Source organism: Kitasatospora sp. NPDC015121 (assembly GCF_055562955.1).
The window spans coordinates 100,955-122,999 of sequence record NZ_JBVHEH010000018.1 but is presented as its reverse complement, the minus strand read 5'-3'; the positions used below and the strand labels follow the sequence as shown (position 1 = coordinate 122,999).

The window sequence follows — 22,045 nt, the reverse complement described above, 5'->3', positions numbered from 1 at the left end:
CGTTTCCGCACATAGCCGTTGACTTGGCCTCTTGGCCGAGACAGGGTGGCGATGCGTGATGCGGGCGCGGTGGTGCGCGCTTCCCGAACCGATCCTGCGTTGTGCAGCGATCGCTGGAGATCGCCCGGGGCTGACCATTGATAACCGGCTTGAGGCAAAGTCGTTCGGACGAGGACGGAAGCATGGTGGCTGCCCTTTCCATCCTGTCCCTCTTGGCGGTGGCCGTCTTTCGGCAGCTGGTAAGGGGCTCGGGCGCCAGATTGCTCTTGATCTCGGCGACGCCGCGGTGGGTCGGGAACGTCGTGGAGCGGACGCGCCGCGGCTGTGCGCGCCTCTGGTGGGGCGGAGTCCGGGTGTCCATTCCCGTAGGGCGCGCAGGGGTGGCCGGGAAGTCGCAGGTTCGATCGCCCGTGCGCCGGTCCGATCAGTCTTCCGGTGGGCCTGCCACCTGGCCTGGCGGGGCCTCGCAGGAAGCTGACGGGTGGTCAGTGAAGTCGACAAAAGGTCAGCATTCACCCACCCGGATCCTGCAAAACATGCCCGTAGACGGGAAACGGGAGGTCGACCGCGACTGCCCTCCAGTCCCTTGCCGGCAACGTTCGCCGGTGCAGGGGTCCTGGCCGAAGGCGGTCGTGGAGCGGCAGTCCCGCTCCTGCGGATGTGACCGCCCCGGCCATGGATTCTCGCAGGTCAGTGCCGGTTTCCGCGCGCTTTGAGGGTCACGTTCGGGAGCTCCGGGGCGGGCAGTCGGTCGCCCGGGTAGCCCTGGACTTCGCCGAACCGGACCGCCTGCTCCCAGTCGAGCCGTGCCTGTGCGATCTCCTCGCTGGATCGGCCGATGAAGTTCCACCACATATCACGTGATCGGCGTTTCCTCCCAGCTCAGGGGCATGATCAACCATCCAGGGTCAGCAAACGGTCAGCAAACCGGCCTGGGGGTCAGCAGCAGTGGCAACGATCAACCTCATCCGCGGCATGGGCAGCTTCTTCAAGGAGTGCGAGCATCCCGAGAGCCGGTGGCCGCGGTGCCCGCACGAGTACACGATCCGGTACCGCAGCGCGGCCGGGCGCCAGACCGAGGAGTCCGGGTTCACCACCTCGGAGAAGGCCAAGGCCCGGCTCGCCGAGATCTACCAGGAGCGCAAGTACAACCCGCACAACCAACGCAAGGCCGAGCGGATCCAGAAGTACGCCCCGATGCCGTTCCGCGAGTACGTGGGGGAGTGGCGCAAGTCCCAGCGCGCCCTCGGCCCTGCTTCGCTGCGCCACCTCGACTCTCTGCTGGAGCACCACCTGCTGCCGGCCTTCGGCAGCCGCCGGATGGGCACCTTCGACCACAAGGTCGTCGACGCCTTCGTCGCCACCATGGAGCGCAACGGCGTCGGCCTGGCTACCCAGGCGAACGTCTTCGACAAACTGCGCGCCATCCTGTTGGACGCTCACCGCCTCGAGCTGTACGACGACAACCCCATTGAGGGGGTCGTGCCGCCTCAGTACGACCCCGAGCGCGCCGTCATCCCGTCACCGGAGCAACTGGCCGGCCTCCGCCTCGCTGGTGACGACGTCTTCCGAGTGATCGCCGACCTGATGAGCGGCTGCGGACTGCGCAACGGCGAGGCGCTGGCGGTCAACGTCCGCAACATCGTCGCCGACGACGTCTACCGGATCACCGAGCAGGTCAACCAGACCACCCGTCAGTACGCGCCGCTCAAGCACCGCAAGGCGGGGGAGTACCGCGACGTGCCGCTGCCGGCCCGGGTGAAGGACACCATCGAGTGGTACGCCGACACCTACGGCACGGTCGACGGCTATCTGCTCCGCCACCCGCGGGACCTGTCCAAGCCGATGCCGACGTACCACCTGCAGAACCAGTGGCAGCGGCTCAAGCTTGCTGCGGTACTCGAGATGCCGGAGGGCATGGTGCTGTACGGATTCCGGCACTTCTTCGCCTCGAACTGCCTCACCCACAACATCCCGATCACCGACGTCGCCGAGTGGATGGGCCACCGCAGCATCGACGTGACCTTCAAGATCTACCGCCACCTGATGCCCGGCTCGATCAGTCGTGCCGCCCAGGTTCTCAACCTTGACCTGGTTGCCTGAAGCGGCAGGGGTTCTGCCCGCCATTCTCGGAGGGCGGACAGAACTCCTGCCCGTTACTCAGGAACGCGCTGCTGCTTGATCCAGGCGTTCACCTCGGACACCCTGAACTGGATCTTGGCGTTCCGGCCCCGTCCGAACCTGTAGGGGATGAGGCCCACGCCTGCTGCCTCCCGATACAGCCAGGACAGCGAGACGTTCAAATACTCGGCCGTCTGCCTGGCATCCATGAACTGCGAAGCCATCGCTTCCACTAGCCTTCCAATGTTCCAGAGCGGGGTCGAGCCTGGATGATCGCGTTCTCGTAGGGGTTTGGCCGTGCCGGCAGCTGGGTGATAGCCGAGGGCCTGGATCGGGCCGGTTGTCTGTCAGGGCTTCGCTGTCAGGACACCACTGATGTCGTGCTGCGCGGCCTTGAGGGCTTGGCGGGTATGGTGGCGCCGAACAAGGACGATGTGCTGCGCAAGCGGCGCAACCGCTGCAGACGGCCGGAATCGTTCGGCCTGTATCTTCCGGGGCTGTACGAGCCGGTGACGGGCGACTGCGTCACGGCTGAACGCCTGTGGGGCCGGCACATGGAGTGGCACGGCACGGTGCCGAAACGGGCAACGATCAACAACCGGCCCTGCGGTACTCGGTGAGCGGGCGGATGCGGTGCCCCTACTGAGGCGGCGGGATGCAACTGCTGCTGTGGGCGAAGAAGATGCGTCGGCCCGAGATGTGCAGGCGGCCGCACCGTGCGACGTGACGTGACGGTGCCGAAACCAGTCTGAACTCGACAACTGCCCCGGGGCTGGCTACGGCAAGCTGAAGCACATCGAGACCCGCCTGGTGGCGTGGCTTCGCGAGCAGGCTGACGCACCCCAGGGCGCCGTCGCCGCCGCGGTCGCCGCCGAGGGGGCCGACCTCGCCGACTGGTGGGAAGAAGAGCTGCGGGCGGAGCTCGCGGACCTGATCATCCAAGGGGACGAGATCACGAACGTCGTGCCGGCACGGGCGGTCGACTATGAGGCGGCGCGGCAAAAGCAGGAGCGCATCGACAAGCAGCGTGCCGAACTCATGGCCGAACTGATGGAGTTGGAAGAGGCACGGACGGAGATGATGCGGCACCCCGGGCGGTCCTCGATGCCCGGGACGACGCCACACCGGCGCGGCGCAACGCCATGATCAAGGAGATGATCCGCCACATCGCTGTTCGCAAGGGCCGGGGTCTACGCCTGGACGTCAAGTACGGGATCACCGCCACCTGGAACTCACTCCAACAACCTTGACAGCCATGCTGGTCAGTACCTGTCGGCGAGAAGTTGTGGGCGCCGGGCCAGGTCCATCGTGAGGCATGTAGCGGTACGGGGAGGACCCGGAAAGTTGTCGGCGGTCGGGGCTAGAGTCAGCTCATGGCAGTCCGATTCCGTCGTCTTGAAACCCTCTTCGGTGGGCCACTCGACCAGATCACCTATGCGAACTTGGTGGCCTTGATCGGGAATCCGGAGGCGTGCGAGGACGAGGACCTCGACTACAAGGCCACCCACTATGAGCAGGACAGGAAGGCCGAACTGGCCAAGGATGTGGCAGCGCTGGCGAACACCGTCGGCGGGGTGCTCGTACTCGGCCTCGCTGATGACCGGAGGTCTCGCGTTCCGACAGCGGTTCGGCCGGTCGAGCTGACCGACGGCCGGCTCCGGCAGATCAGGGCGATCGTCGCCTCCAATATCCGGCCCGCTCCCCGAATCGAACTGATCGCCAAGGAGGACACGCCGGGGTCGACCCAGGGAATCCTCCTGATCGTCGTTCCGCGGAGCCCTGATGCTCCGCACGCCGTGATCGAGCACAATCAGGACCACCGGCTCGCCTATCCGCAACGTAGCGGAGACACCACCCGGTGGCTGACCGAATCCGAGGTCGCCACCGGCTACCACCGACGCTTCCGGCAACTGGCGGATCGGGCGGACCGCATCTTGCAAGTCGACCAGGACATCGAAGCGACCGCGAAGGAACTCAGGGGCTACAGCGAGCCTCACGGTGCGGAATGGGCGCTCCTGGCGATCACTCTGGTGCCGGACGTACCGGGAGAGATGGCCATCGACAGCCGGAGCGTCCGGGGCGTCACGGAACAGGAACTCCGGGCCACGCCGGTACTTGGCCGCGACAGCGCGGCTTTCAGCGAGTCACGAGTGGGGCCACGCAGGATCGTTCTGCTGGACGGAGTGCCGACGAGCCGGGCCGTCGAACTGCATCACGACGGATCCGCGGGCTGGGGATGGTTCTTGGACACCTACCCCGCCCTGCCGAACCAACCTCACGTAGTGAACACCGACGAGATCGTCACCGTAGTGCTCTCCGCGCTCCGGCACTTGGCCGAGCATGCCGTCAATCGCACGGGTACCTCGGGCACGGCAGCGATCCGGGCCCGGCTGGTCAGCCGGACCAGACCCGCCATGAGCGTTATTTCGTTCCCGGAGCGGTCTGAGCCGGTTCGTCTCGGCAGACTCCACACTGCCTCGCGGAGACTCCTACCGGCGGGGAGCACCGCCCGACGAGTCGCGACCGGGGAAGCCCACGCCTTGCTCGACGAACTCGCGGAAGGTGGTACCGGCATGGTCCAAGCGGCCTCCCTGCTGCTCGGAGACCTCTTCCAGCACTACGGGCTAGCAGAGGCCCCCCACCTCAGCCGCGAAGGGGCGATCAACCTCGCAGCCTGGGACGCTCCGCACCACCTGTTCGTCAAGAAGTGGGCAGAGGGGAACGGAGTAGCGGTCGGCTGAACTGGGGCGATTGGTCGCAGCCTGCTGCGCGTCGGGCTCTGCAGCTGTCGTGTGATTGCCCACTAAGACCGTGTCCTATGTGGTGGTGGCTCGTTGGTCGGGGCATGGGGCGGGGTACGTGGAGTTGGATTGTTCCGGAGGGGTTGTGGGAGTTGGCGAGGCCGCTGATCCCGCCGGATCGGGTGCGGCCTCAGGGCGGCGGGGCGCAGAACACGCCTGACGAGACGCTGTTCGCGGCGATCGTGTACGTGCTGGTCAGCGGGTGCGCCTGGCGTGCACTGCCGCCCTGCTTCGGGGTCTCCAAGTCCACCGTCCACCGCCGCTTCCTGATCTGGTCGCGGGCCGGGGTATGGGGCCGGCTGCACGAGGCGGTTCTGCAACGCCTCGGCGACGCCGGCCTCTTGGACGTCTCCCGCATCGTCCTCGACTCCGCCCACGTCAGGGCCAAAAAAGGGGCGGACTCACCGGTCCGAGCCCCGTGGACCGGGGCAAGCCGGGTTCCAAGATGCACGTCCTGTCGGATGCGGGCGGACTGCCCCTGGTCGTCGCCGTCACCGCGGGCAACACCCACGACAGCAAAGCGCTGAAGCCCATGGTCGAGGCCTGCCTGATGAGACAGGACACCTGGGGCGAGCGCTACCGCAAGCCCGGCCGCCTGCACGCAGACAAGGCCTACGCCGTCCCTCATCTGCGGAAATGGCTGCGCGGTAAGCGGATCGGCGTCCGCATCGCCCGCAAGGGCATCGAGTCCAGCGAGCGCCTCGGACGCCGCAGATGGGTCATCGAGCGGACGATGTCCTGGCTGACCGGCTACCACCGACTCCACCACCGCTACGAACGCGATCCCCGCAACTACCTGGCCTTCCTCGGCCTCGCCGCCACGCTCTGCTGCTACAAACGCCTGATCCGCCCCACCACATAGGACACGGTCTTAGGCGGGCCACCGCGTTCGACCGGAGATTCGCTGTGTTCATGGCGGGTCGGCCCCGACCGCTCTCACCTCACCGTGACCGGCGGACACATGCGCTGGCAGGGGCTTTGAGACGGCCGGTGCGCCCGATCGCCCCCCGGGGCGATCGGGCGCACCGGCTCGTTCCACGGTGATGGCCGGGGTCAGGGCCCGTCCCAGCTCGTGGCCTGGCTGTCGAGGTCGATGTCGAGCGTCTCGAGGAAGCGGGCGGTCATGATGTAGTGGCCGGCTAGGAGGGTGATGGTGGCGGCGGCCTGTGTGCCCAGTTCCTTGACGGCCTGGTCGAAGCTGTCGTCGGCCTTGGGGTGGTCGTACAGGTCGTCGGTGAGGCGTAGTGCGGCCGCCTGGCCGGGGGTCAGGGTTTCGTACTTTCCTGCTTCGACGGCGTCGATCTCGGCTTCGGTGATGCCGACGGAGCGGGCGATGTCGATGTGCTGCATCCGCTCGTAGGCGCTGTTGTTCAGGGTGCCGATGCGCAGGGTGACCATCTCGCGGATTTTCTCGTCCAGGGGGGAGTCGTGGAAAGCTCCTCCCAGCGACAAGTAGCCCTGGGTGACCTCGGGGGTGATGCGCAGAAGGCCGCGGGTGAGGTTCGCGGGGAACGTGTCGTAGGCCTTCTTCTCGGCTGGGGACATGTTCTCCGGGGTGGGGAGGTCGATGCGCGCCATGGTGGTTTCAGCCCTCCTGCGATTTGACGTAGTTGCCTTTTCGGGCGTTTTCGCGGGCGATGCCGACCGCTTGGGCGATGGGCATGTGCAGCGGGTCGCCGTGGCCGGGCAGGATGTACTCGGCGTCGAGGACTTCGAGGGTGTCGAGCGCTTTCAGCGCGTCCTCCAGCGAGTGGGCGAAGAACCAGGGGCAGGGCTGCGGGCCCTTCAGGGTGGAGACGGCGTGTCCGGTGACCAGGGCGTCTCCGGTGATCACGGCCTTGGAGTCGGGCAGGTGGAAGGCGGCGTGCCCGGAGGTGTGGCCGTGGGTGGACACGGCGAACGGGCGGCCCGGCATGTCCAGGGCCCCTTCGCCCACGGGCTTGACGTCCTCGATTTTCAGGTCTTGGGACGCGCCGACCTTCTGGACCTTCTCCGCCCACTGCATGGTCTGCGGCATGGGGCCGTGCCTCACGTTTTCCTCGCTGGCCTGTTCGAGGTATTCGCGGCGGGCGTGGTGGACCTCGATCGCATCGGCGTAGACGGGGGTGCCGAAGCGGCGGTTGAAGGACTCGACCGCGCCCATGTGGTCGATGTGGGCGTGGGTCAGGAGGATGGCCTGTACGTCCTCGGGCCGGCGGCCGATCGAGCGGATGGACTCCTCGACCGCGTCGACGTCGCCCGGCCATCCGCCGTCGATGAGGGTCAGATCGTCCCCTTCCCTCAGCAGGACCCAGTTGACTTCGGTTCCAGCGAAGCAGAAAACATCCTTGGTCACTTCGGCCATGACTGCCACCTCTCGATTTTATGCAGAAGGGCTGCCGGACGATCGAATACGGCCTGCGGGATTGCTTTTCTCTCTGTTCTCCTTCTTGCGGGAAAGGCGCGAAGGAAAGCCCGTCCGATCCTCCTCGGCAGGGCCTTCGAGCAGTTTTGCGGACTGTCCGGGCAGCCGCAAAAGGAGCTTTCGACCGGTTCGGGTTTTCGGAATCCGGCCCGACGGGGGCGAGCCGGTGTGCCGCTTCGGTCCCGCACGGGGCTCCTGGCGGGGCCTTGTGGTGCGGAGGTCCGCGTCGGCGGCCTGGTGCAGGGGCGCGGCCCGGACGCCCGCTGCGGCCCCGCCCCACCATCTGCCTCGCCGGACTCCGCCCCGCAGGCTCCGTCCGGCTGGCGGGGCGGAGTCCGCACGGGGCTTTCCGGGGTGTTCGGCGTGCTGCCGGGGCCGTACCCGGGCACTTCCGGCGGGGTGTCAGGGGTGCTTGTGGACGGTGCCTTCCTTCATGACGAAGTCGACCTGGCCGGTGACGTTGATGTCGGTGAAGGGGTTGCCGGGCATGGCGATGATGTCGGCGGTCTTGCCGGGGGCGAGCACGCCCAGGTCGTCGAGTTGCAGGAGTTCCGCGGCGACGCTGGTGGCGGCCTTGAGCGCGCGGGCCGGGGTGATGCCGGTGGAGACCATCATCGGGAACTCCTTCCAGTTCTCCTCGTGGGGGAACATCCCGGCGTCGGTCCCGAAGACGATCTTGACGTCGCTGGCGGCGACCGCCTCCGCCCCGTCGAGCAGCGCCTTCTGGTACTTCTGGAACTTGCGGCGCTTGTAGAGCGGGGTGCCGGCCCAGTAGGCGTCGTCGTCGGCGCGGCGCGCGTCGTCCAGGATCGTGTACTGGGTGGGGACCAGGAACACGCCGTGGTCGATCATCATCTGCAGGGTGTCCTGGGTGGCGAGGTTGCCGTGGTCGACGCTGCGGACCCCGGCCTTCACCGCGCGGCGCACGCACTCGTCGCCGTAGCCGTGGGGGGTGGCGGGCACGCCCAGGTCGCGGGCGGTGGCGACCAGGGCGTCCATCTCCTCCTGGCTGTAGGTGGTCTGCGACGGGTCGTCGGAGGGGCTGGAGAACCCGCCGGAGGCGCCGAACTTGATCCAGTCCGCGCCGGCGCGGATCTCGGTGCGCACCCGGGTGCGGATCTCGTCGCAGCCGTCGGCGCAGGACATCTCCAGCAGCCTCGGGTGGTTCTGGAACTGGTTGTCGAGGACCGCGCTGAAGTCGCCGTGCCCGCCGCGGGCGGAGATCATGTGGGGGGCCACCAGCATGCGGGGGCCCTCGATCAGGCCCGCGGCGATCGCGTCGCGCAGCGCGACGGTGGTGTAGCCCAGGTCGGCGCCCATCAGGTCGCGGATCGTGGTGAACCCGTTGAGGAGCATCGTCTGCAGCACCGGGAGGGTCTGCAGCGTGTGCGTGGCCTCCGACTGGGTCAGGGCCGGGACGAGCAGCGCGGGCTGGACGGTGACGTGGGTGTGGCAGTCCATGAAGCCCGGCGTCACCGTGTGCCCGGACAGGTCGATCACCTCCGCCCCCTGCGGAGCGGTGATCTTCTCGGCGACCTCGGCGATCCGGCCCTCGCGCACCAGGACGTCGCGGATGCCCAGGGGCGCGTCGGCCAGCCCGTCCCACACTTCGGCGCCCGTCAGGAGTGTGACCACACCGTCCTCCTCGGAATCTTCGGTGACACCCGGTGACGCTACGCACACGGGTGCCGGGCCGCCAGCGCGGGCGTCCAATCGGTGGAGGACGCGGGCGCCGCGACCAGGCCCTGCGGGCTGCTGCGATGGGACGGCCCTTCCGACAGCTTCCTGTTTACCGCTTGGGCCGGCGCAGGGTCTTGGCGAAGGCGACGCTGGTGTGCCAGTGGAAGCGCATGGCCAGCAGGCGCACCGAGAGGGCGACGAGGAACGCGATGCCGCCGGTGAAGACGGTGTAGCGGCCGAAGTGCAGCAGCAGGGCGCTGATGGTGGCGCCGATGGCCACGGGGATGGCGTAGAGGTCCTCGTCGGGGCGCAGGATCAGGGGGGTGCGTCCGGCGAGCAGGTCGCGCACGACGCCGCCGCCGGTGCCGGTGATGATGCCCAGCAGCGCGGAGGAGACCGCGCCCAGGCCGTTGCGGTAGGCGGTGAGGGTGCCGGTGACGCAGAACAGGGCCAGACCGACGGCGTCGACGACGTTCAGCGGCCAGTGGGTGAGGCGGGCGGGGGGATCGATGAGGAAGATGATCACGGCGGCGGCCAGGGATACCCACACGTAGTGCAGGTCGACGAAGGCGACGGGGACCCCCTTGTTGATGATCACGTCCCGGATGACGCCGCCGCCGAACGCCGTCGCGAAGGCCAGGACGGTCAGGCCGGTGAAGTCGTAGCCCTTGCGGACGGCCAGCAGGGCGCCGGATACGCCGAAGGCGAAGGTCGCCACCAGGTCGGCGACCTGCTGGGCCGTGCCGATGACCGCGGCCCCGTCCGGCGCCGCGACCAGGACCGCGGCGCTCACCGGCGGCCCCCCGGGACCGGGTGGATGCGACGACGTGCTGGCTCGGTCATGCTCGTGCTCCTGGATGCCGCTCGGCGGTGTACCAGCGCCAATCTAAGTCGACCCCCCTCACGAGGCCGGAAGCGGCGCGGCGCGGCGGGCTGCGGCGGTGGCCCGCCAGCCGATTCGCGCTTCGCCCCGTACGCTCCACCGCTGTAGGCACATCCGTGCCCTTACACGTCGAGGGAGCCGTCCCGGGGCGGCGTCAGGTGAGCTTGCGGCATCTGCCGACTGCCGTCACTACGGATCTACAGGGCGGCGGCGCCTACCCGTGGCCCTTTGGGCATCGCCGGTCGCGCGGTGTCCTTGCACAGGGCCGCGCGACCAGCGCTTCGGTCAGCGGGGCACCAGCGTGCCGTTCAGGTGGTCGTAGGCGGTGTGGGCATGGAGGCGGACTCCGGTGACGAGAGTGTCGTCGTCGGCGTAGAAGTGTGGATTGTGGTTGTAGGCGATGCCTCGCCCGCCGGGGGTGGGACGCGTGGCGCCGTCGGGGGTGAACTCGACGTCCTGGACGCCGAGCAGGACGTAGAGACCGCCGTACTTGTTGACCAGTTCGGAGACGTCGTCGTAGCCGAGGGTGGGAGGGGTGTTGGTGACGTGGTCGTCGCCGACGACGCGGCGGAAGGTGGGCAGGCCGGCGTCGACCCATTCGGGGAGGTTGTGCACGGCGGGAACGACCTGGAGGAAGTCGACCGCGGCCGTGCAGTTGTAAGCCTGGGCGGTGTGCTCGGCCAGGATGGTCAGTCGTTTCTGCACGTCGGCCATGTCGGCTTCGACGGAGCAGCGGATGGTGCCCCAGAGGGTGACGCTCTCGCCGATGATGTTGAAGCGGCCGACGTCCTCGATGTGGCCGATGGTCACGGTGACGGGGTCGAAGGCGGGGACCTGGCGGTAGAGCTGGCCGATGCCTGTGATCAGGGCGCCGGCGGCGGGCATCGGGTCGACGCCTTCCCAGGGGGTGGAGCCGTGTACCTGCTGTCCGGTGATGACGGTCTTCACCAGGCAAGAGGCGCCGAACTGATTGCCCACCCGGTAGCCGACGTGGCCCTTGGGCAGTGGTGCGACGTGCACGCCGAAGGCCATGGTGGGGGTCGGATCGGCGAAGGCGTCCGCGTCGACCATCGCCCGTGCGCCGCCCTGCTCGTCCACCGGAGGGCCCTCCTCGGCGGGCTGGAAAACGAACAGCACCGTTCCCGCCAACTGGTCGCGCGCCTCCGCCAGAACGGTGGCAGCGCCCATCAGCATCGCGGTGTGGCAGTCGTGGCCGCAGGCGTGCGCGACGGGGAAGGGTCCCCCGGGGTAGTCACGGTCCACCACCGTGGAGGCGAACGGCACGCCGGACAGGTCCTGGACAGGCAGGGCGTCGATGTCGGCCCGCAGCGCGACCACCCTATCCCCCGGCTGGCCCCCGCGCAGGACGCCGACCATGCCGTGGCCTGTGATGCCGGTGCGGACCTCGTCCAGGCCCAGCGAGCGCAGGTGGTCAGCGACGTACTGGGCGGTGGCGCTCTCGCGGTTGGAGAGCTCGGGGTTTTGGTGCAGGTGGTGGCGCCAGGCCACCACCTGCGGGGCGATCTCGGTACTGCGGCGGTCGATTTCGGCGTACACCGGATCGGTCATGGAGGACTCCGGGGCTCGGGAGGGTATGAGCCGAACGCTAGTCGCCGGGCTGGGACACCGTCGTGCAGACCGTGGCAATCGGGGCACGGAGGGCGGTCTGAGGCTTCGGTGAGCCTGTTGCTCCGGTACGGGCCCGAGGGCCTGCCTCGGGTCCGTGCCGGTTCTGGTGTGCGGCCGCAGGCTCTCCAATCCCGTACTGGCATCAAGCAGCAGATACGAAGGAGAAGGGAGGACAGGCGTAGCGCGGCCATGAGCGGCATGCGGGTTGCGGCCGCCGTGTCGAAGTTGTCACTGAGGCTTCCTGGTCATTCACGCCTTACTGGAGAGGGCGGCACCACCTCCTCGCCAGCTGCCTCCTTGCGATTCGTCGCGGCCGTCCTAGCTCGGCTGCAGATTTGTGGTGCCACGCGTCGGCGATGTGCCGCTGACCGGGCGGGCCGGTATACCTAGGCCCCGAGAACTTTGACGGTGGCAGGCTCACTGTCTACCAGCGGGCGGCCGCTGACCAGGTCCGTCGGAAGCGGCCGGTGGCCGGAAGTGAAGTCCGCCCTTCTACCGGTACCTGCTGTGTTGCAGAATTTACCGATGCGCGTTGGCAGCACGTCGAGCTGAGCAGGCGTCAGGAGCTGGAGACCCGGCCGAGGGAGAGCAGGTCGATGGCGGTGCGGCCGCCCATGTAGGCGCTCTGCCCGCCGTCAACCGTGAGTTGGCTGCCCGTGACGAAGGAGGAGGCGTCGCCGGCCAGGAAGAGAGCCGCGCCGACGATGTCCTGGGACTGTCCCCAGCGGCCCAGTGGGATCTGGTCCACGATGCTGGCGGAGATCTCCGGGTCGGCATGGAGGATCCCGGTGAGTTCTGTGCGGTGCCAGCCCGGGAGCAGTGCGTTGACCCGGACGCCGGAGGCAGCCCATTCGGCGGAGAACGACTGGGAGAGCGAGATGATGGCGGCTTTGGTGGCCGCGTAGTGGGAGGCGAAGGGGAAGCCGGTGGTGCCGACGATCGACGCCAAGTTGATCACCGAGCCATGGCCGCATCCCACCATGTGTCGGCCGAAGGCCTGGCCGCCGGCATGAAGGAGTTCATGGCCGCCCAGGACTGGCTCACCGTCTACCAGCTGCCTCCGTACGCACCCGACCTCAACCCGGTCGAGGGGATCTGGATCGTTACTGCGGCGGGGATTCCTGGCCAATGTCGCGTTCGCCGACCCGGAGCACCTGGTGCGGACGGTCAGACGAAGGTTGCGGAAGATCCAGTACCGCCCGCACCTCATCGACGGTTGCCTGACTGGAACCGGGTTAGCCCTTGCCCCACCGTGACAACCGACATCGCGAGTTCAATCTGAGTAAGAAACCGCCCTCGCCCGCGACGGGCCGACCTGTACTGACCACGGAGGTCGGTGGCGGGGTTCACGGTGGGGTGATCTTGAAATGAGTGAGGGCCTTTTGAGCCGGTGAGGACTGCGACATCTCCATTCGGCCCGCAGGGCCCTCACGCCCCACCGTGATGCCCCGCCGACCGGTCATAGGACTGAAGGCGGGGCGTCACGGAGTGCGGGCGGCCGTTCAAGTGCCGGGGGTGAGGGCGGCGGCCAGGACGGTGACGTCGTCGCGCTCCCAGTCGGCGCCGTGCTCGGCAACCGCCCGGTAGAGGGCCTGCACACTCTCTCCAGGGTCCGTCCCGGCACGGGCGACGAGGCAGGTGACGGCGTCGCGGCCGAGCATCGCGCCCGTGCTGTTGCGGGCCTCGGTCAGGCCGTCGGTGGCCAGCACGAGCAGATCGCCGGGTTCGAAGGCGCTCTCCCGCACCTCCCAGGCCCCGTGGGGGTCGAGGATGAAGGAGCCGATGACGGGACCGGTGGTCTCCAGCGCGAGCACGGCGGCGTCGGCGCGGCGCAGCAGGGCGATTTCGTGGCCGGCGTTGAGCCAGGTCAGGCGGTGAGCGGTGGGGTCGAGGACGGCGACGAGCAGGGTGGTGAAGCGTTCGTCCTCGTGGGTGAGGAGGGACCAGGCCGCAGCCGCGGCGCTCTGGGGGGCGCGGCCCAGGCGCAGGGCGGCGACGACGGCGCTCTTGACCTGCGCGGCCAGTAGTCCGGCCTCGACGCCGTGGCCCGAGACGTCTCCTTGGACGAGGGCCGTGGTGCCGTCGGGCAGGGAGAGGGTCTCGATGAAGTCGCCGGAGATGACGCCCTCGGCGGCCAGGACGGTGCCGCGGGCGGTGACGCCGGGACCTGGGTGGTCCTGGGCGGCGAGGATGCGGTGCAGGCCGTAGGTGGTGGCGGCGTCGGTGCGCAGCGCCTCGTCGGCCTTGACCGCCCGGTGCCGGGACTCCTGGAGCAGCAGCAGGGTGCGTTCCGCTTCGCCCCATACTCCGCGCAGCCACGGCTCGTCTGCCGGAGCGGCGGGTCCGGCCCCGAGGGTGCCGGCCCGGGTGCGGGCGAGGTGGCCCTCCAGGTCGGCGAGCGGGCGCACGATGCGCCGCCACAGTGTGTAGGAGACGGCGCCCAGGATGATCAGCAAGGCCAGCATGCAGGCGCAGTGCAGGATGAACAGGGTCTCCTGGGCGTGCACGGCGCGTTCACGGTCGACGGCGCGGTGCCGGTCGAGGCTCGCGACCAGCGCGTCGGCGGCGGCGAGGACGGGGTGCAGGCCGCCGGCCGGAGCGGTGAGCCAGGACTCCAGCGCGGTGTCCAGCGCGAGGGCCTGCTGGTGCAGGCCCAGGGCGCGGGAATCGGACGTGATGGATTGGGCCAGCGCGCGGGCCGGGGCGGCGTACTTGGCGGGCACCGGCGTCTCCGCGCCGCCTGGGGCGGCGCGGCCGTCCTCCTGGGCGGCGTGGACAACGGTGAACATGCGCCCGACGCTGTGCGCGGCCGTGGTGGCCCGGTCTGCTTCACTCGACAGCCCGGTACGCACCCGGGAGGCGATCAGCACGTCCACCGCCACCAGGATGAGGGCGACCAGCACGCTCAGCAGCATCACCGCGCGTGCCGAGCGCGGCACCAGCGACCGGGGCAGCACTTCGACACCTCCGTCTCTACCTCGTCCGTCCGTGCCCCCTGGTCACCCGCACCCAACGCAGTGCCCTCTCCTGCCCAGTGTGCCTGTTGGTGCCCCCAGAACCCGGGACAAAGGGCTGTGCCGTCCCGGGCGAACGCCACCGCGCGCTGGCAGCAGATCACCGGCTCCGCTTCCGACCATCACCGGGGAGGAGATCGGTTGGACGGTGCTGCCGGGGCTCAGCATGCGCGAGCTGCACCTGCTACCGGCGCGGACGGTGTTCCGCATCAAGGAACTGCGCCAGGAGATGAAGGCGATCGGCTGACAGCTCCGGTACCTCGCGGCCGACGCTGATCTGCTGCTGGTGGTGAGGGCCGGCGGGCGACGAAGGTGTCACCCTGCTCCTGGGCGCGGCGGTGCCGTAGGTCTACCGGAACGAGTGCGCACCGGACGGAACGATCTACGACAAGAGCAGCGAGTCCTACAGGGTCTTCGCCGCCTCGATGTCGTACCGGTCCACTGCGCGGTGCGGTGTCCGGCCGGCGCGCCCCGGGGCCGGCGTCCGTGGTCCCGGGAGGTGCGGGAGGTCCGGGCGGCCGGTTCGTTCGGTGGCGTTGAGTGCCGGCAGGTCGAGGAGGGCGATGGAGTAGGCGGCGAGTTCCTCGGAGCGCTGTCCCGTCTTCCCTCCCGGGCCGGCGAGCTGGCGCAGCGTCAGGTCGACCGCCTCGTCCGGGGCGGTGGGCCGGGTCGGTGCGGCGGGCGCGGCGGCGGCTATGCCCGCTTCAGCGGGGGTGACGGTTCGGCCCAGTCGGCGTGAGAGGGCTTCGGCGATCAGCTGGGGCGTGCTGCCGCGCGGTCGGGTGCCGTAGAGCCAGTGCGCGACGGTCGAACGGTCGAAGGTCAGGGGGGTTCCGGCCTCCCGTCCGGCCCGGTTGACCTCGTTGGCCAACTCGGCGGCGCTCCAGTCGGCCTCTGTCAGCAGGGCCCGCAGCGAATCGTTCGGACGGCGCGGCGGTGTCATGGACGTCCTCCCTCCACGTACGGGCACGCGGGCCTCTTCACCGGCTTCCCGGCGGCATGGTGCCACGGCCGGCTCCGCGATGTCAGGCGGGCACGCTCGGCAGCGGGCAGTGTCGAGGACCGGAGGTTGCCACTGGTCACGGCGGTGACCAGGTGCGGGGGCGGGCGGGTTGGGTGAGCGGCGGTTTCAGCGGGCTGCCATTTTCAACACATCGGCTCTCGCCGTACGACACGGCCTGGTGCGGACGCTCCGCACGGGCTTCGTGAAACGCCGTCTGTGACGGCGTTTCACGAGCGCGCGATCAGCTGGGATGCCGGGGGTCGTGACCGGACGCACGCCCAGTCGATGCTTCATCGGACGCCGGTGTGGGGAAGCCGGAGTGCGGGGCTGTCGGGGTGGGGACGGCCTCGCTGTGGACCCGGTGCTCGACGATGCTGAGCGGGCCCAGTCCGGTGAGCGCCCGCAGGACGTCGTCCAGCAGCGAGTCCTTCGCGCCGTTCCGGGGTCCGGCTGGGATCAGGCCGATGGTCGCGGCAGCGGCCAGCTCGACCGGACGTAGGTCGACGAGGCCGTCGATCCGGCGCACGGGACCCTTTTCCGAGGCAAGGAGCTCTGTTTCGGCACCGCCGAGCAGGAGGGTCAGGTCGCTCGCCGCGGCGACCGCCCGGTGCGCCCAGCGGATGGCGGAGGTGCGGTGGCACCACTGCTCGGGGTGCTGCCCGCGCAGTCGGGGAAAGCGATCGCGCAGGATGGTGAGGATCTCGGCCGCGTCCTCGACCGGGGTGCACGGGCGCAGGACGAAGGAGAGCGCGTTCGGATCGGCCACCCGCAGGGTCCGGGCAGCCACGGAAGAGGGCACCGCGACAGTACGGACGCTGGGGGCTTCCACGGCACCTGGTGGCTGGGGGCCCGGGCCGACCAGGAGGACCTCGTCTCCTCGTTCGTGGAACTGCCGGACGGCGTCGGACGCGTGCCGCACGTGCGGGCAGTCGTCGCCGAGTCGGGCGGCGGCGCGCGCCCGGGGGAGCTGTGCGACAAGCTGGTTGAAGGATCCGCAGGGTTCGGCGGCGACCGGCAGGAGCACTCGCCGTGTGCGCAGCGTGGCGGACCACGCGGTGACGGCGACGCGTGCGCGGGGCAGCATTTTTTCGTTCGCGGCCACCGCCAGGCCGATGGCCGAGCCGTCGGCGGAGAGGAAAGTGGTGGCAATCAGGTTGGATTCGCCGTCCCGTGTCCTGCGCAGGGCAGTGGCAGCCGGCAGCGAGTCCGTGGATGTGACGACTTGGCGGCGTCGCAGCCACGCCGCCAGCAGCGGGGCGGCCGGGCAGGAGACCAAGCCTCTCTCAGGATGCCAGAAGCTCGACAGGACCAGGGCCTTATCGCCGAGGGGCAGTGCAGCTGTGAACTCTTCCGTGATCGAAGTCCGACCGACCATTTTTTCCGCCTCCTAGCGGCATGACGACGAATAGAAGTGTGGTACCCGCGCTTCGGAGCCGGACGCGGAGCGGATTGCCAGAATCTCTCTCGGATACATGATTCCCCCCGGGTGATTACTTTGCATTTTTTGGGATTTTCTCAAGTCTGCACGGTCCGCCGGGGAAACTTTCTGGCCATGTGATTTTTTCCGATAAAATTCCTCAAGGGGCCGTGGCATCACCGATGCGACTGCTCCTCGGCGCGAGACGGCGCGGTCAAGAAGCCGCAGGGGCGGACGACAATCCGCGGGCGAGGATCGAGTCGCCGCCTCCGGCCCGCCGCGACCGACTCCAGGGCGGTATCAGGCGCGCAAGCGGTTGAGGACGCAAGGGAATGCGTTGGCGCCGTACAAGGGCATCACCTGGCGGCGTCGAGCCGGTCTTCGGCTCCGGCCGGACCCGCTGACAACGCCTCGGTCACGAGCGCGGCAAGCGTGCCACGAACCCGGGGAACCGGCGCGCCCTCACGCGGCACAGCAGCCGGCACGACCACCTGCTCGACGGCGTCCGGGCCGTCACCCGCAGGCAAGTCGCCGGCCCTCGGCGGGGCGGGTCGCCTGCGCGGGAAGGCGTGCGGCAAGGCAATCCCCTGGGACACGCTCCACCGCCGGGCGGCAACTCTTGCCGCGCCCCGGCGCGGGCCGCGGGGGCAGTCGGCCTAGTTTTCAGCGCGGCGCCGTTTTCAACGCCGAAAGTCCTGGATCACGTAGAAGTGGAGCCGCTCGGCGGGCACACTGGCAGGCATCTGTACGGAAAGATTTCATGACTCCCAATCGAGTGCTTGAACCATCCCCTCACCCTCGACTCGAATGGCGGATCCGCAGGCTTTGAAATTGGAATACCCAAATCCAGCCGCTTCGTGCGCAGCATTTTTCACCCAGTCGCGAGCGGGTGATTCCTAAATTTCCGATTGGCCGAAAGGGGGCGCAATGAAGCGCGGAAACTCCTCCCTGGAACGACACGGCCGCAACATCCCGCAAGGAAATTTCGTCACCGCATCCGATATCGATGGGCCGTGCCACACATTTGTTGGCCGGTTCCCCTCGGCGCATCCGTCTGCACGTATGTCAGACCGCGAAGAAAAAGCAGTCACAGGCGCGCCCGACGTCCTCGCGGGATTCACGCTGGCCCATGCCGACGCCGTTCCCGGATTCCCCGTGGGCTTGCGCCCAGCAGCCTTCCGGACGTGCGGCGACGCCCTGGACTGCTGGTGCGCCGCCCCGTGCTCCTGGCTACCGGTGACCGCTGTATCTGAGCTCTGCCCCGAGCGGCGCCATGCTGCGGGGTCCGGCCGGGAAGACCGCCGACGACGGCCCCATCCTGCCGGAGTGCTACGGCGAAGCCGGCGCCTCTCCACCAGGCCGACTTGTCGGCTGACCGGTGCAGTCACAGCCGACATACATCCGGACCGTCTCGCGGGTCGACCAGGTCAGCCGCAAAACGGCGCGCGACGCACCGTTTTGTTGTTCGTCCCGCATCGGCTGATGCCGCCTGTCCCGGATACCGCCTTACGCAGAGTCCTCAGCGGCCTTGACCCGCTGTCAGTTGCATACCCGTGATACACGCCCTCCCCGTTCAGATGAGCGAGTGGGCCCTGGCGGACGGCATGACTCTCCTCGAGGTCATCACCGGCACTCATCCACAGCCCACTCCCAAAGCCGAGGCGTACCGACACCAGTAGCCAGGATCGGGCTCCGCGCCCTGCCAGGTGGGTACGCGCCGGCGAGTAACACACAGACAAGGTATATGCCATGGGCACTTCTACAGATTCCCGACAGCCGGCGGACATCTCGTCGCTGTACATGCCGTTCCCGGCCGCCATCCACCCCGGCCACACAGCGATCGACGATGAGACCGCAGCCTGGGCCCGGCGATTGCGCATCGCTGACGACGAATTGCGCGAACGCCTGCTCCGCCAGGACCTGGGAGCGCTCGCGGCCAGGATCCTGCCCGATGGCGACCAGGATGTCGTACGGATCGCCAGTGACATAGTGCTGTGGCTCCTCGTGGTCGACGACGGGCACTGCGAGGAAGGCGAGCTCGGCAGCCGTCCCGCTGAGCTGACCACCCTCCTCGCCCGACTCCTACGCATCGCTCAGAATCCCGAGATCACCACCCTCGCGGGAGACCCTCTCACGCAGAGCCTGCGTGACGTGCGCCGCAGGATCGACCGGTACGCCACCGCTGGTCAGGCCGCCAGGTGGGTCAACGCGCTGCGCGAGTACTTCCTGTCGGTGATCTGGGAGGCCGCCCACCGCAGCCGCGACAGCGTCCCGAGCCTGGACGACTACACGCTCATGCGCCTGTACAACGGCGCGGTCTCCGTCCTGCTCCCCTTGCTGGAGATCGGCCACGGCTACGAACTCCAGCCCCACGAACGCGACAGCACCCCGGTGCGCGCGCTGAGTGAAATGGCCTGCTTCATCATCTGCTGGGACAACGACCTGCTCTCCCTGCCCAAAGAAACCGCGGAGGGCTACTGGGTCCTCAACGTCGTCCGGCTGCTCCAACACCACCACCGGCTCAGCCCCAGCGAGGCCTTGGAAGTGGCTGTCGGTCAGCGCGACCGGGTCCTGCGACTCTTCCTGGATCTACGCGAGCACCTCACCCCCACCGCCAGCCCGCAACTCCAGCGGTACATGAAGAGCCTGAGCTGCTTCATCCGCGCCGCTCTGGACTGGCAGATCAGCTCCACGCGCTACACCCGCTCCGGCGCCTCCGGGCAACTGCCCACCACTTTCAGCACCACACCCACCGACACCGGCACCCGCCCGGTCGACATTCCGGTAATCGAATGGTGGTGGTCCCTCCTGCCCGAATCGAGCAACTGACGGAGTGTCGGGTTTGGCGCGACATGCGAGGCGATCCACCGACGGCCGACCCCCTTCAGCCACAACTGCGGCGACTCGTGCCCCGTCCGGGCCTTTACAGCCGGTCGCAGTTTCGCGACCCTTTTCGGCTCCCCGGCTGCTTCCGGCAGCAGCCGAGAACCTCCCTGCTCCGGATCGAACGCGGTGCACTCCGCGCGGCCGGCGCCGAGACCGCCGACCGCACGGCCGCTGATCACCCCTCAGCCCGCCCCGGCACCCTGCGCAGCACGGTCGCGGCAGCCCCTCAGCGGGTCCGTCACCCGGCCCGGTTCCGCTGGCCGCTCCCGGACGGGGCTCCCGACGCCGCACCGTTCCATCGTTCCGAGACCCACCAGGAGTCCGACATGGACGCCACACCCCCCCTTGGCCGCCGCGAACGCGGCCTGGCCACCGCCCGCGCGTTCGCCGGAGAGGAACTGGCCGACGGGTACCTGGCACGCCTCGGCCGGCTCAGCCCTGACCTCGCCGACGCCCTGCTCACGAACGTCTACTCGGACGTGCTCTCCCGCCCCGGTCTGAGTCCCCGCGAGCGCGAGTTGCTGACCCTGGCGACGCTGATCGCGCTCGGCGGCTGCGAGGACCACCTGCGCATCCACGTCCACCTGGCCCTCAACGTCGGCACCCGGCCGCAGGAGATCGCCGAGGCCCTGCTGCAGGCCGCCGCCTACGCGGGCTTCCCCCGCGCCCTGACGGCGGCGGCGGTGATCCACGACGTCCTCGCCGATCGAGGGCTCCTGCCCGCCGACGAACAACCCCCCGGCGTCCCGGGCGCGGTCCCCGAAGAAAGGTGACGACCCCCATGCCCCGCACCGCCTTCGTCTTCCCCGGCCAGGGAGCCTACCTGCCGGGCCTGCTCGTGGGTTTCCCCGAGACCCATCCCGTCGTCGTCCCGGTGCTCGGCGAGATCGACGGCGTCTGCGCGGAGTTCGGCGTCCAGCCCGTCTCCAAGCTGCTGCTCGACGTGGACGCCCCGGACCTGGAGGCCCTGCTCGAACGTTCGCCTGAAGCCCTCCACCTGTCCATCTTCGCCGCGTCCCTGGCCGTCGCCGCGGTGTGCGGCAACGAAGGGGTGCGTGCCGACGTGCTCGTGGGGCACAGCTTCGGGGAGTGGGCGGCCCTGACGGTCGCGGGCGCGTGGACGCCAGCCGAGGCGGCCCGGCTGATCTGCGAACGGGACCGGATCTGTCGCCGCTCCGTCATACCCGCCGGCGGCCTCCTCGCCGTGGACACCGGCCCCGTCCGCGCCCGCCACCTCGCCGCCGCCGTCGACGACTGGTCGCTGAGCGTGGCCGTCGTCAACGGGCCGACGCAGTGCGTCCTGGCCGGGCCCGATCCGCAACTGGCCCAAGCCGCGCGGGTCGTTGAGGCGTTGGGCCGCCGGGCGTTCCGGATCCGGGCGGCCTACCCCTACCACAGCAGGTGGATGCGGCCCGCTGCCGACCGCTTCCGGCCCGTGGCGGAAGCCACCCCCGCCCGCCCTCCGCAGCAGCGCGTCTACTCTCCCATCGCCGGCCGCTACCTGGAGACGGTGGCGGACCTGCGCCGGGTGACGGCCGACCACATGGTCGAGCCCGTGGACTTCCGGGCCGCCCTGTACGCGCTGGAAGCCGACGGCGTCGACGTGTTCGTGGAATGCGGGGCGAAGGACATCGTGACCCGGCTGGCCGCGCAGACCCTGCGCGCACCGGTCACCGTCGCCCCCCTCACGCGCCGCGCGCTCCCGGACGAGGCCCGCGAGGCCCTGCGCGCCCTGGCCGCGCCGCCGGGGCCGCCGCCCTCGCCCCGAGCCGTACCGCCGGGGTGGAACGCCGCTGACCCCCCGCCCTCGCCCCCGCCCGCCCCGCCGACCGCCGAGGAGGACGCCCCACGACCGCCGGCGAAGGGCATCCCCGCCCAGGAAACGCCGACCGCGCCCCGCACCTCCGGCGCGCCCACCGGTCCGAACGGACTGCCGGACCGGGCCACGCTGATCGCCGAACTGCGCGCCCTCTACGCCGAACGGCTCGGCTACCCGCCCGACGTGGTCACCGAGGACGCGGACCTGGAGGCCGACCTCGGCGTCGACTCCCTGCGGCAGACCGAGATGATCTCCTACGTCCACCAGCGGTACGGCGTCCCCCGGCCGACCGCCGACGGCCCGGGCGGCGCCCGGAGCCTGGCCGGGATCGCCGACCGCCTGCTCGCCCCCACCGCCGCCGGGCAGCGGACGTGAGCACGCGCCCGGA

General features: G+C 69.4%; 18 protein-coding genes and 2 pseudogenes. 9 read left to right on the top strand and 11 right to left on the bottom strand.

Going from position 1 to position 22,045, the window contains the following annotated elements; genetic code table 11:
- Positions 1 to 690: 690 nt before the first annotated feature.
- A pseudogene (locus ACZ3J7_RS26580) lies at positions 691 to 855 on the bottom strand (pirin family protein); the annotation flags it as partial.
- A gap of 93 nt (positions 856 to 948) precedes the next feature.
- On the opposite strand from ACZ3J7_RS26580, the gene ACZ3J7_RS26575 reads away from it, so the two are divergent.
- Entirely contained in the window at positions 949 to 2,103 is a 1,155-nt protein-coding gene (locus tag ACZ3J7_RS26575) for a tyrosine-type recombinase/integrase (RefSeq protein WP_465625437.1), read from the top strand.
- Between the two features lie 53 nt (positions 2,104 to 2,156).
- Here ACZ3J7_RS26575 and ACZ3J7_RS26570 read toward each other — a convergent pair whose 3' ends face one another.
- Positions 2,157 to 2,345 (bottom strand): helix-turn-helix transcriptional regulator, encoded by a 189-nt coding sequence (locus tag ACZ3J7_RS26570; protein WP_465625435.1) that lies wholly within the window; start codon positions 2,343 to 2,345, stop codon positions 2,157 to 2,159.
- A 156-nt stretch (positions 2,346 to 2,501) separates the two neighbouring features.
- Here ACZ3J7_RS26570 and ACZ3J7_RS26565 point away from each other — a divergent pair, with 156 nt between their 5' ends.
- From ACZ3J7_RS26565 to ACZ3J7_RS26550, 4 genes are all read left to right on the top strand, one after another.
- The gene (locus ACZ3J7_RS26565) at positions 2,502 to 2,741 is read left to right on the top strand and encodes a hypothetical protein (protein WP_465625433.1); all 240 of its coding nucleotides are present in this window, start codon (positions 2,502 to 2,504) and stop codon (positions 2,739 to 2,741) included.
- Positions 2,742 to 2,931: 190 nt separating this feature from the next.
- Positions 2,932 to 3,267, top strand: a complete 336-nt coding sequence (locus ACZ3J7_RS26560; protein WP_465625431.1) for a hypothetical protein — start codon at positions 2,932 to 2,934, stop codon at positions 3,265 to 3,267.
- 227 nt (positions 3,268 to 3,494) lie between these two features.
- Positions 3,495 to 4,862 (top strand): AlbA family DNA-binding domain-containing protein, encoded by a 1,368-nt coding sequence (locus ACZ3J7_RS26555; protein WP_465625429.1) that lies wholly within the window; start codon positions 3,495 to 3,497, stop codon positions 4,860 to 4,862.
- A gap of 104 nt (positions 4,863 to 4,966) precedes the next feature.
- Positions 4,967 to 5,784 (top strand): IS5 family transposase gene (locus tag ACZ3J7_RS26550; RefSeq protein WP_465625428.1). Its coding sequence is split into 2 segments (ribosomal slippage): positions 4,967 to 5,324 and positions 5,324 to 5,784, totalling 819 coding nucleotides; the frame shifts between segments, so codons are not numbered across the junction.
- A 191-nt stretch (positions 5,785 to 5,975) separates the two neighbouring features.
- Here ACZ3J7_RS26550 and ACZ3J7_RS26545 read toward each other — a convergent pair.
- The 6 genes from ACZ3J7_RS26545 to ACZ3J7_RS26520 form a co-directional block, all read right to left on the bottom strand.
- Positions 5,976 to 6,467 carry a carboxymuconolactone decarboxylase family protein gene (locus ACZ3J7_RS26545; RefSeq protein ID WP_465625426.1) on the bottom strand — a complete coding sequence of 164 codons (492 nt, stop codon included), beginning with the start codon at positions 6,465 to 6,467 and terminating at the stop codon, positions 5,976 to 5,978.
- 40 nt (positions 6,468 to 6,507) lie between these two features.
- Complete coding sequence (locus tag ACZ3J7_RS26540; protein WP_465625424.1) at positions 6,508 to 7,266, bottom strand: MBL fold metallo-hydrolase; 759 nt, start codon at positions 7,264 to 7,266, stop codon at positions 6,508 to 6,510.
- A gap of 462 nt (positions 7,267 to 7,728) precedes the next feature.
- Positions 7,729 to 8,961, bottom strand: a complete 1,233-nt coding sequence (locus ACZ3J7_RS26535) for a metal-dependent hydrolase family protein (protein WP_465625422.1) — start codon at positions 8,959 to 8,961, stop codon at positions 7,729 to 7,731.
- 154 nt (positions 8,962 to 9,115) lie between these two features.
- Entirely contained in the window at positions 9,116 to 9,799 is a 684-nt protein-coding gene (locus ACZ3J7_RS26530) for a trimeric intracellular cation channel family protein (protein WP_465625420.1), read from the bottom strand.
- Between the two features lie 375 nt (positions 9,800 to 10,174).
- On the bottom strand, positions 10,175 to 11,458 hold the full coding sequence (locus ACZ3J7_RS26525) for a M20 metallopeptidase family protein (protein WP_465625418.1): 1,284 nt from the start codon (positions 11,456 to 11,458) through the stop codon (positions 10,175 to 10,177).
- A gap of 619 nt (positions 11,459 to 12,077) precedes the next feature.
- Positions 12,078 to 12,476 (bottom strand): SDR family NAD(P)-dependent oxidoreductase, encoded by a 399-nt coding sequence (locus tag ACZ3J7_RS26520; protein ID WP_465625416.1) that lies wholly within the window; start codon positions 12,474 to 12,476, stop codon positions 12,078 to 12,080.
- Positions 12,477 to 12,518: 42 nt separating this feature from the next.
- On the opposite strand from ACZ3J7_RS26520, the pseudogene ACZ3J7_RS26515 reads away from it, so the two are divergent.
- A pseudogene (locus ACZ3J7_RS26515) lies at positions 12,519 to 12,774 on the top strand (transposase); the annotation flags it as partial.
- A gap of 246 nt (positions 12,775 to 13,020) precedes the next feature.
- Here the strand turns inward: ACZ3J7_RS26515 and ACZ3J7_RS26510 are convergent.
- The 3 genes from ACZ3J7_RS26510 to ACZ3J7_RS26500 form a co-directional block, all read right to left on the bottom strand.
- Entirely contained in the window at positions 13,021 to 14,475 is a 1,455-nt protein-coding gene (locus tag ACZ3J7_RS26510) for a PP2C family protein-serine/threonine phosphatase (RefSeq protein ID WP_465625414.1), read from the bottom strand.
- A gap of 460 nt (positions 14,476 to 14,935) precedes the next feature.
- A complete protein-coding gene (locus ACZ3J7_RS26505; RefSeq protein WP_465625412.1) occupies positions 14,936 to 15,475 on the bottom strand; it encodes a hypothetical protein in 540 nt (179 codons plus the stop codon).
- A 301-nt stretch (positions 15,476 to 15,776) separates the two neighbouring features.
- Positions 15,777 to 16,910, bottom strand: coding sequence for a hypothetical protein (locus tag ACZ3J7_RS26500; protein ID WP_465625411.1), 1,134 nt, complete (start codon positions 16,908 to 16,910; stop codon positions 15,777 to 15,779).
- A gap of 1,791 nt (positions 16,911 to 18,701) precedes the next feature.
- Here ACZ3J7_RS26500 and ACZ3J7_RS26495 point away from each other — a divergent pair.
- The 3 genes from ACZ3J7_RS26495 (at position 18,702) to ACZ3J7_RS26485 (ending at position 22,032) form a co-directional block, all read left to right on the top strand.
- Positions 18,702 to 19,781, top strand: a complete 1,080-nt coding sequence (locus ACZ3J7_RS26495; RefSeq protein WP_465625410.1) for a selina-4(15),7(11)-diene synthase — start codon at positions 18,702 to 18,704, stop codon at positions 19,779 to 19,781.
- Between the two features lie 383 nt (positions 19,782 to 20,164).
- Positions 20,165 to 20,611, top strand: a complete 447-nt coding sequence (locus ACZ3J7_RS26490) for a carboxymuconolactone decarboxylase family protein (protein ID WP_465625408.1) — start codon at positions 20,165 to 20,167, stop codon at positions 20,609 to 20,611.
- Between the two features lie 8 nt (positions 20,612 to 20,619).
- Complete coding sequence (locus tag ACZ3J7_RS26485) at positions 20,620 to 22,032, top strand: acyltransferase domain-containing protein (protein WP_465625406.1); 1,413 nt, start codon at positions 20,620 to 20,622, stop codon at positions 22,030 to 22,032.
- Positions 22,033 to 22,045: the final 13 nt, after the last annotated feature.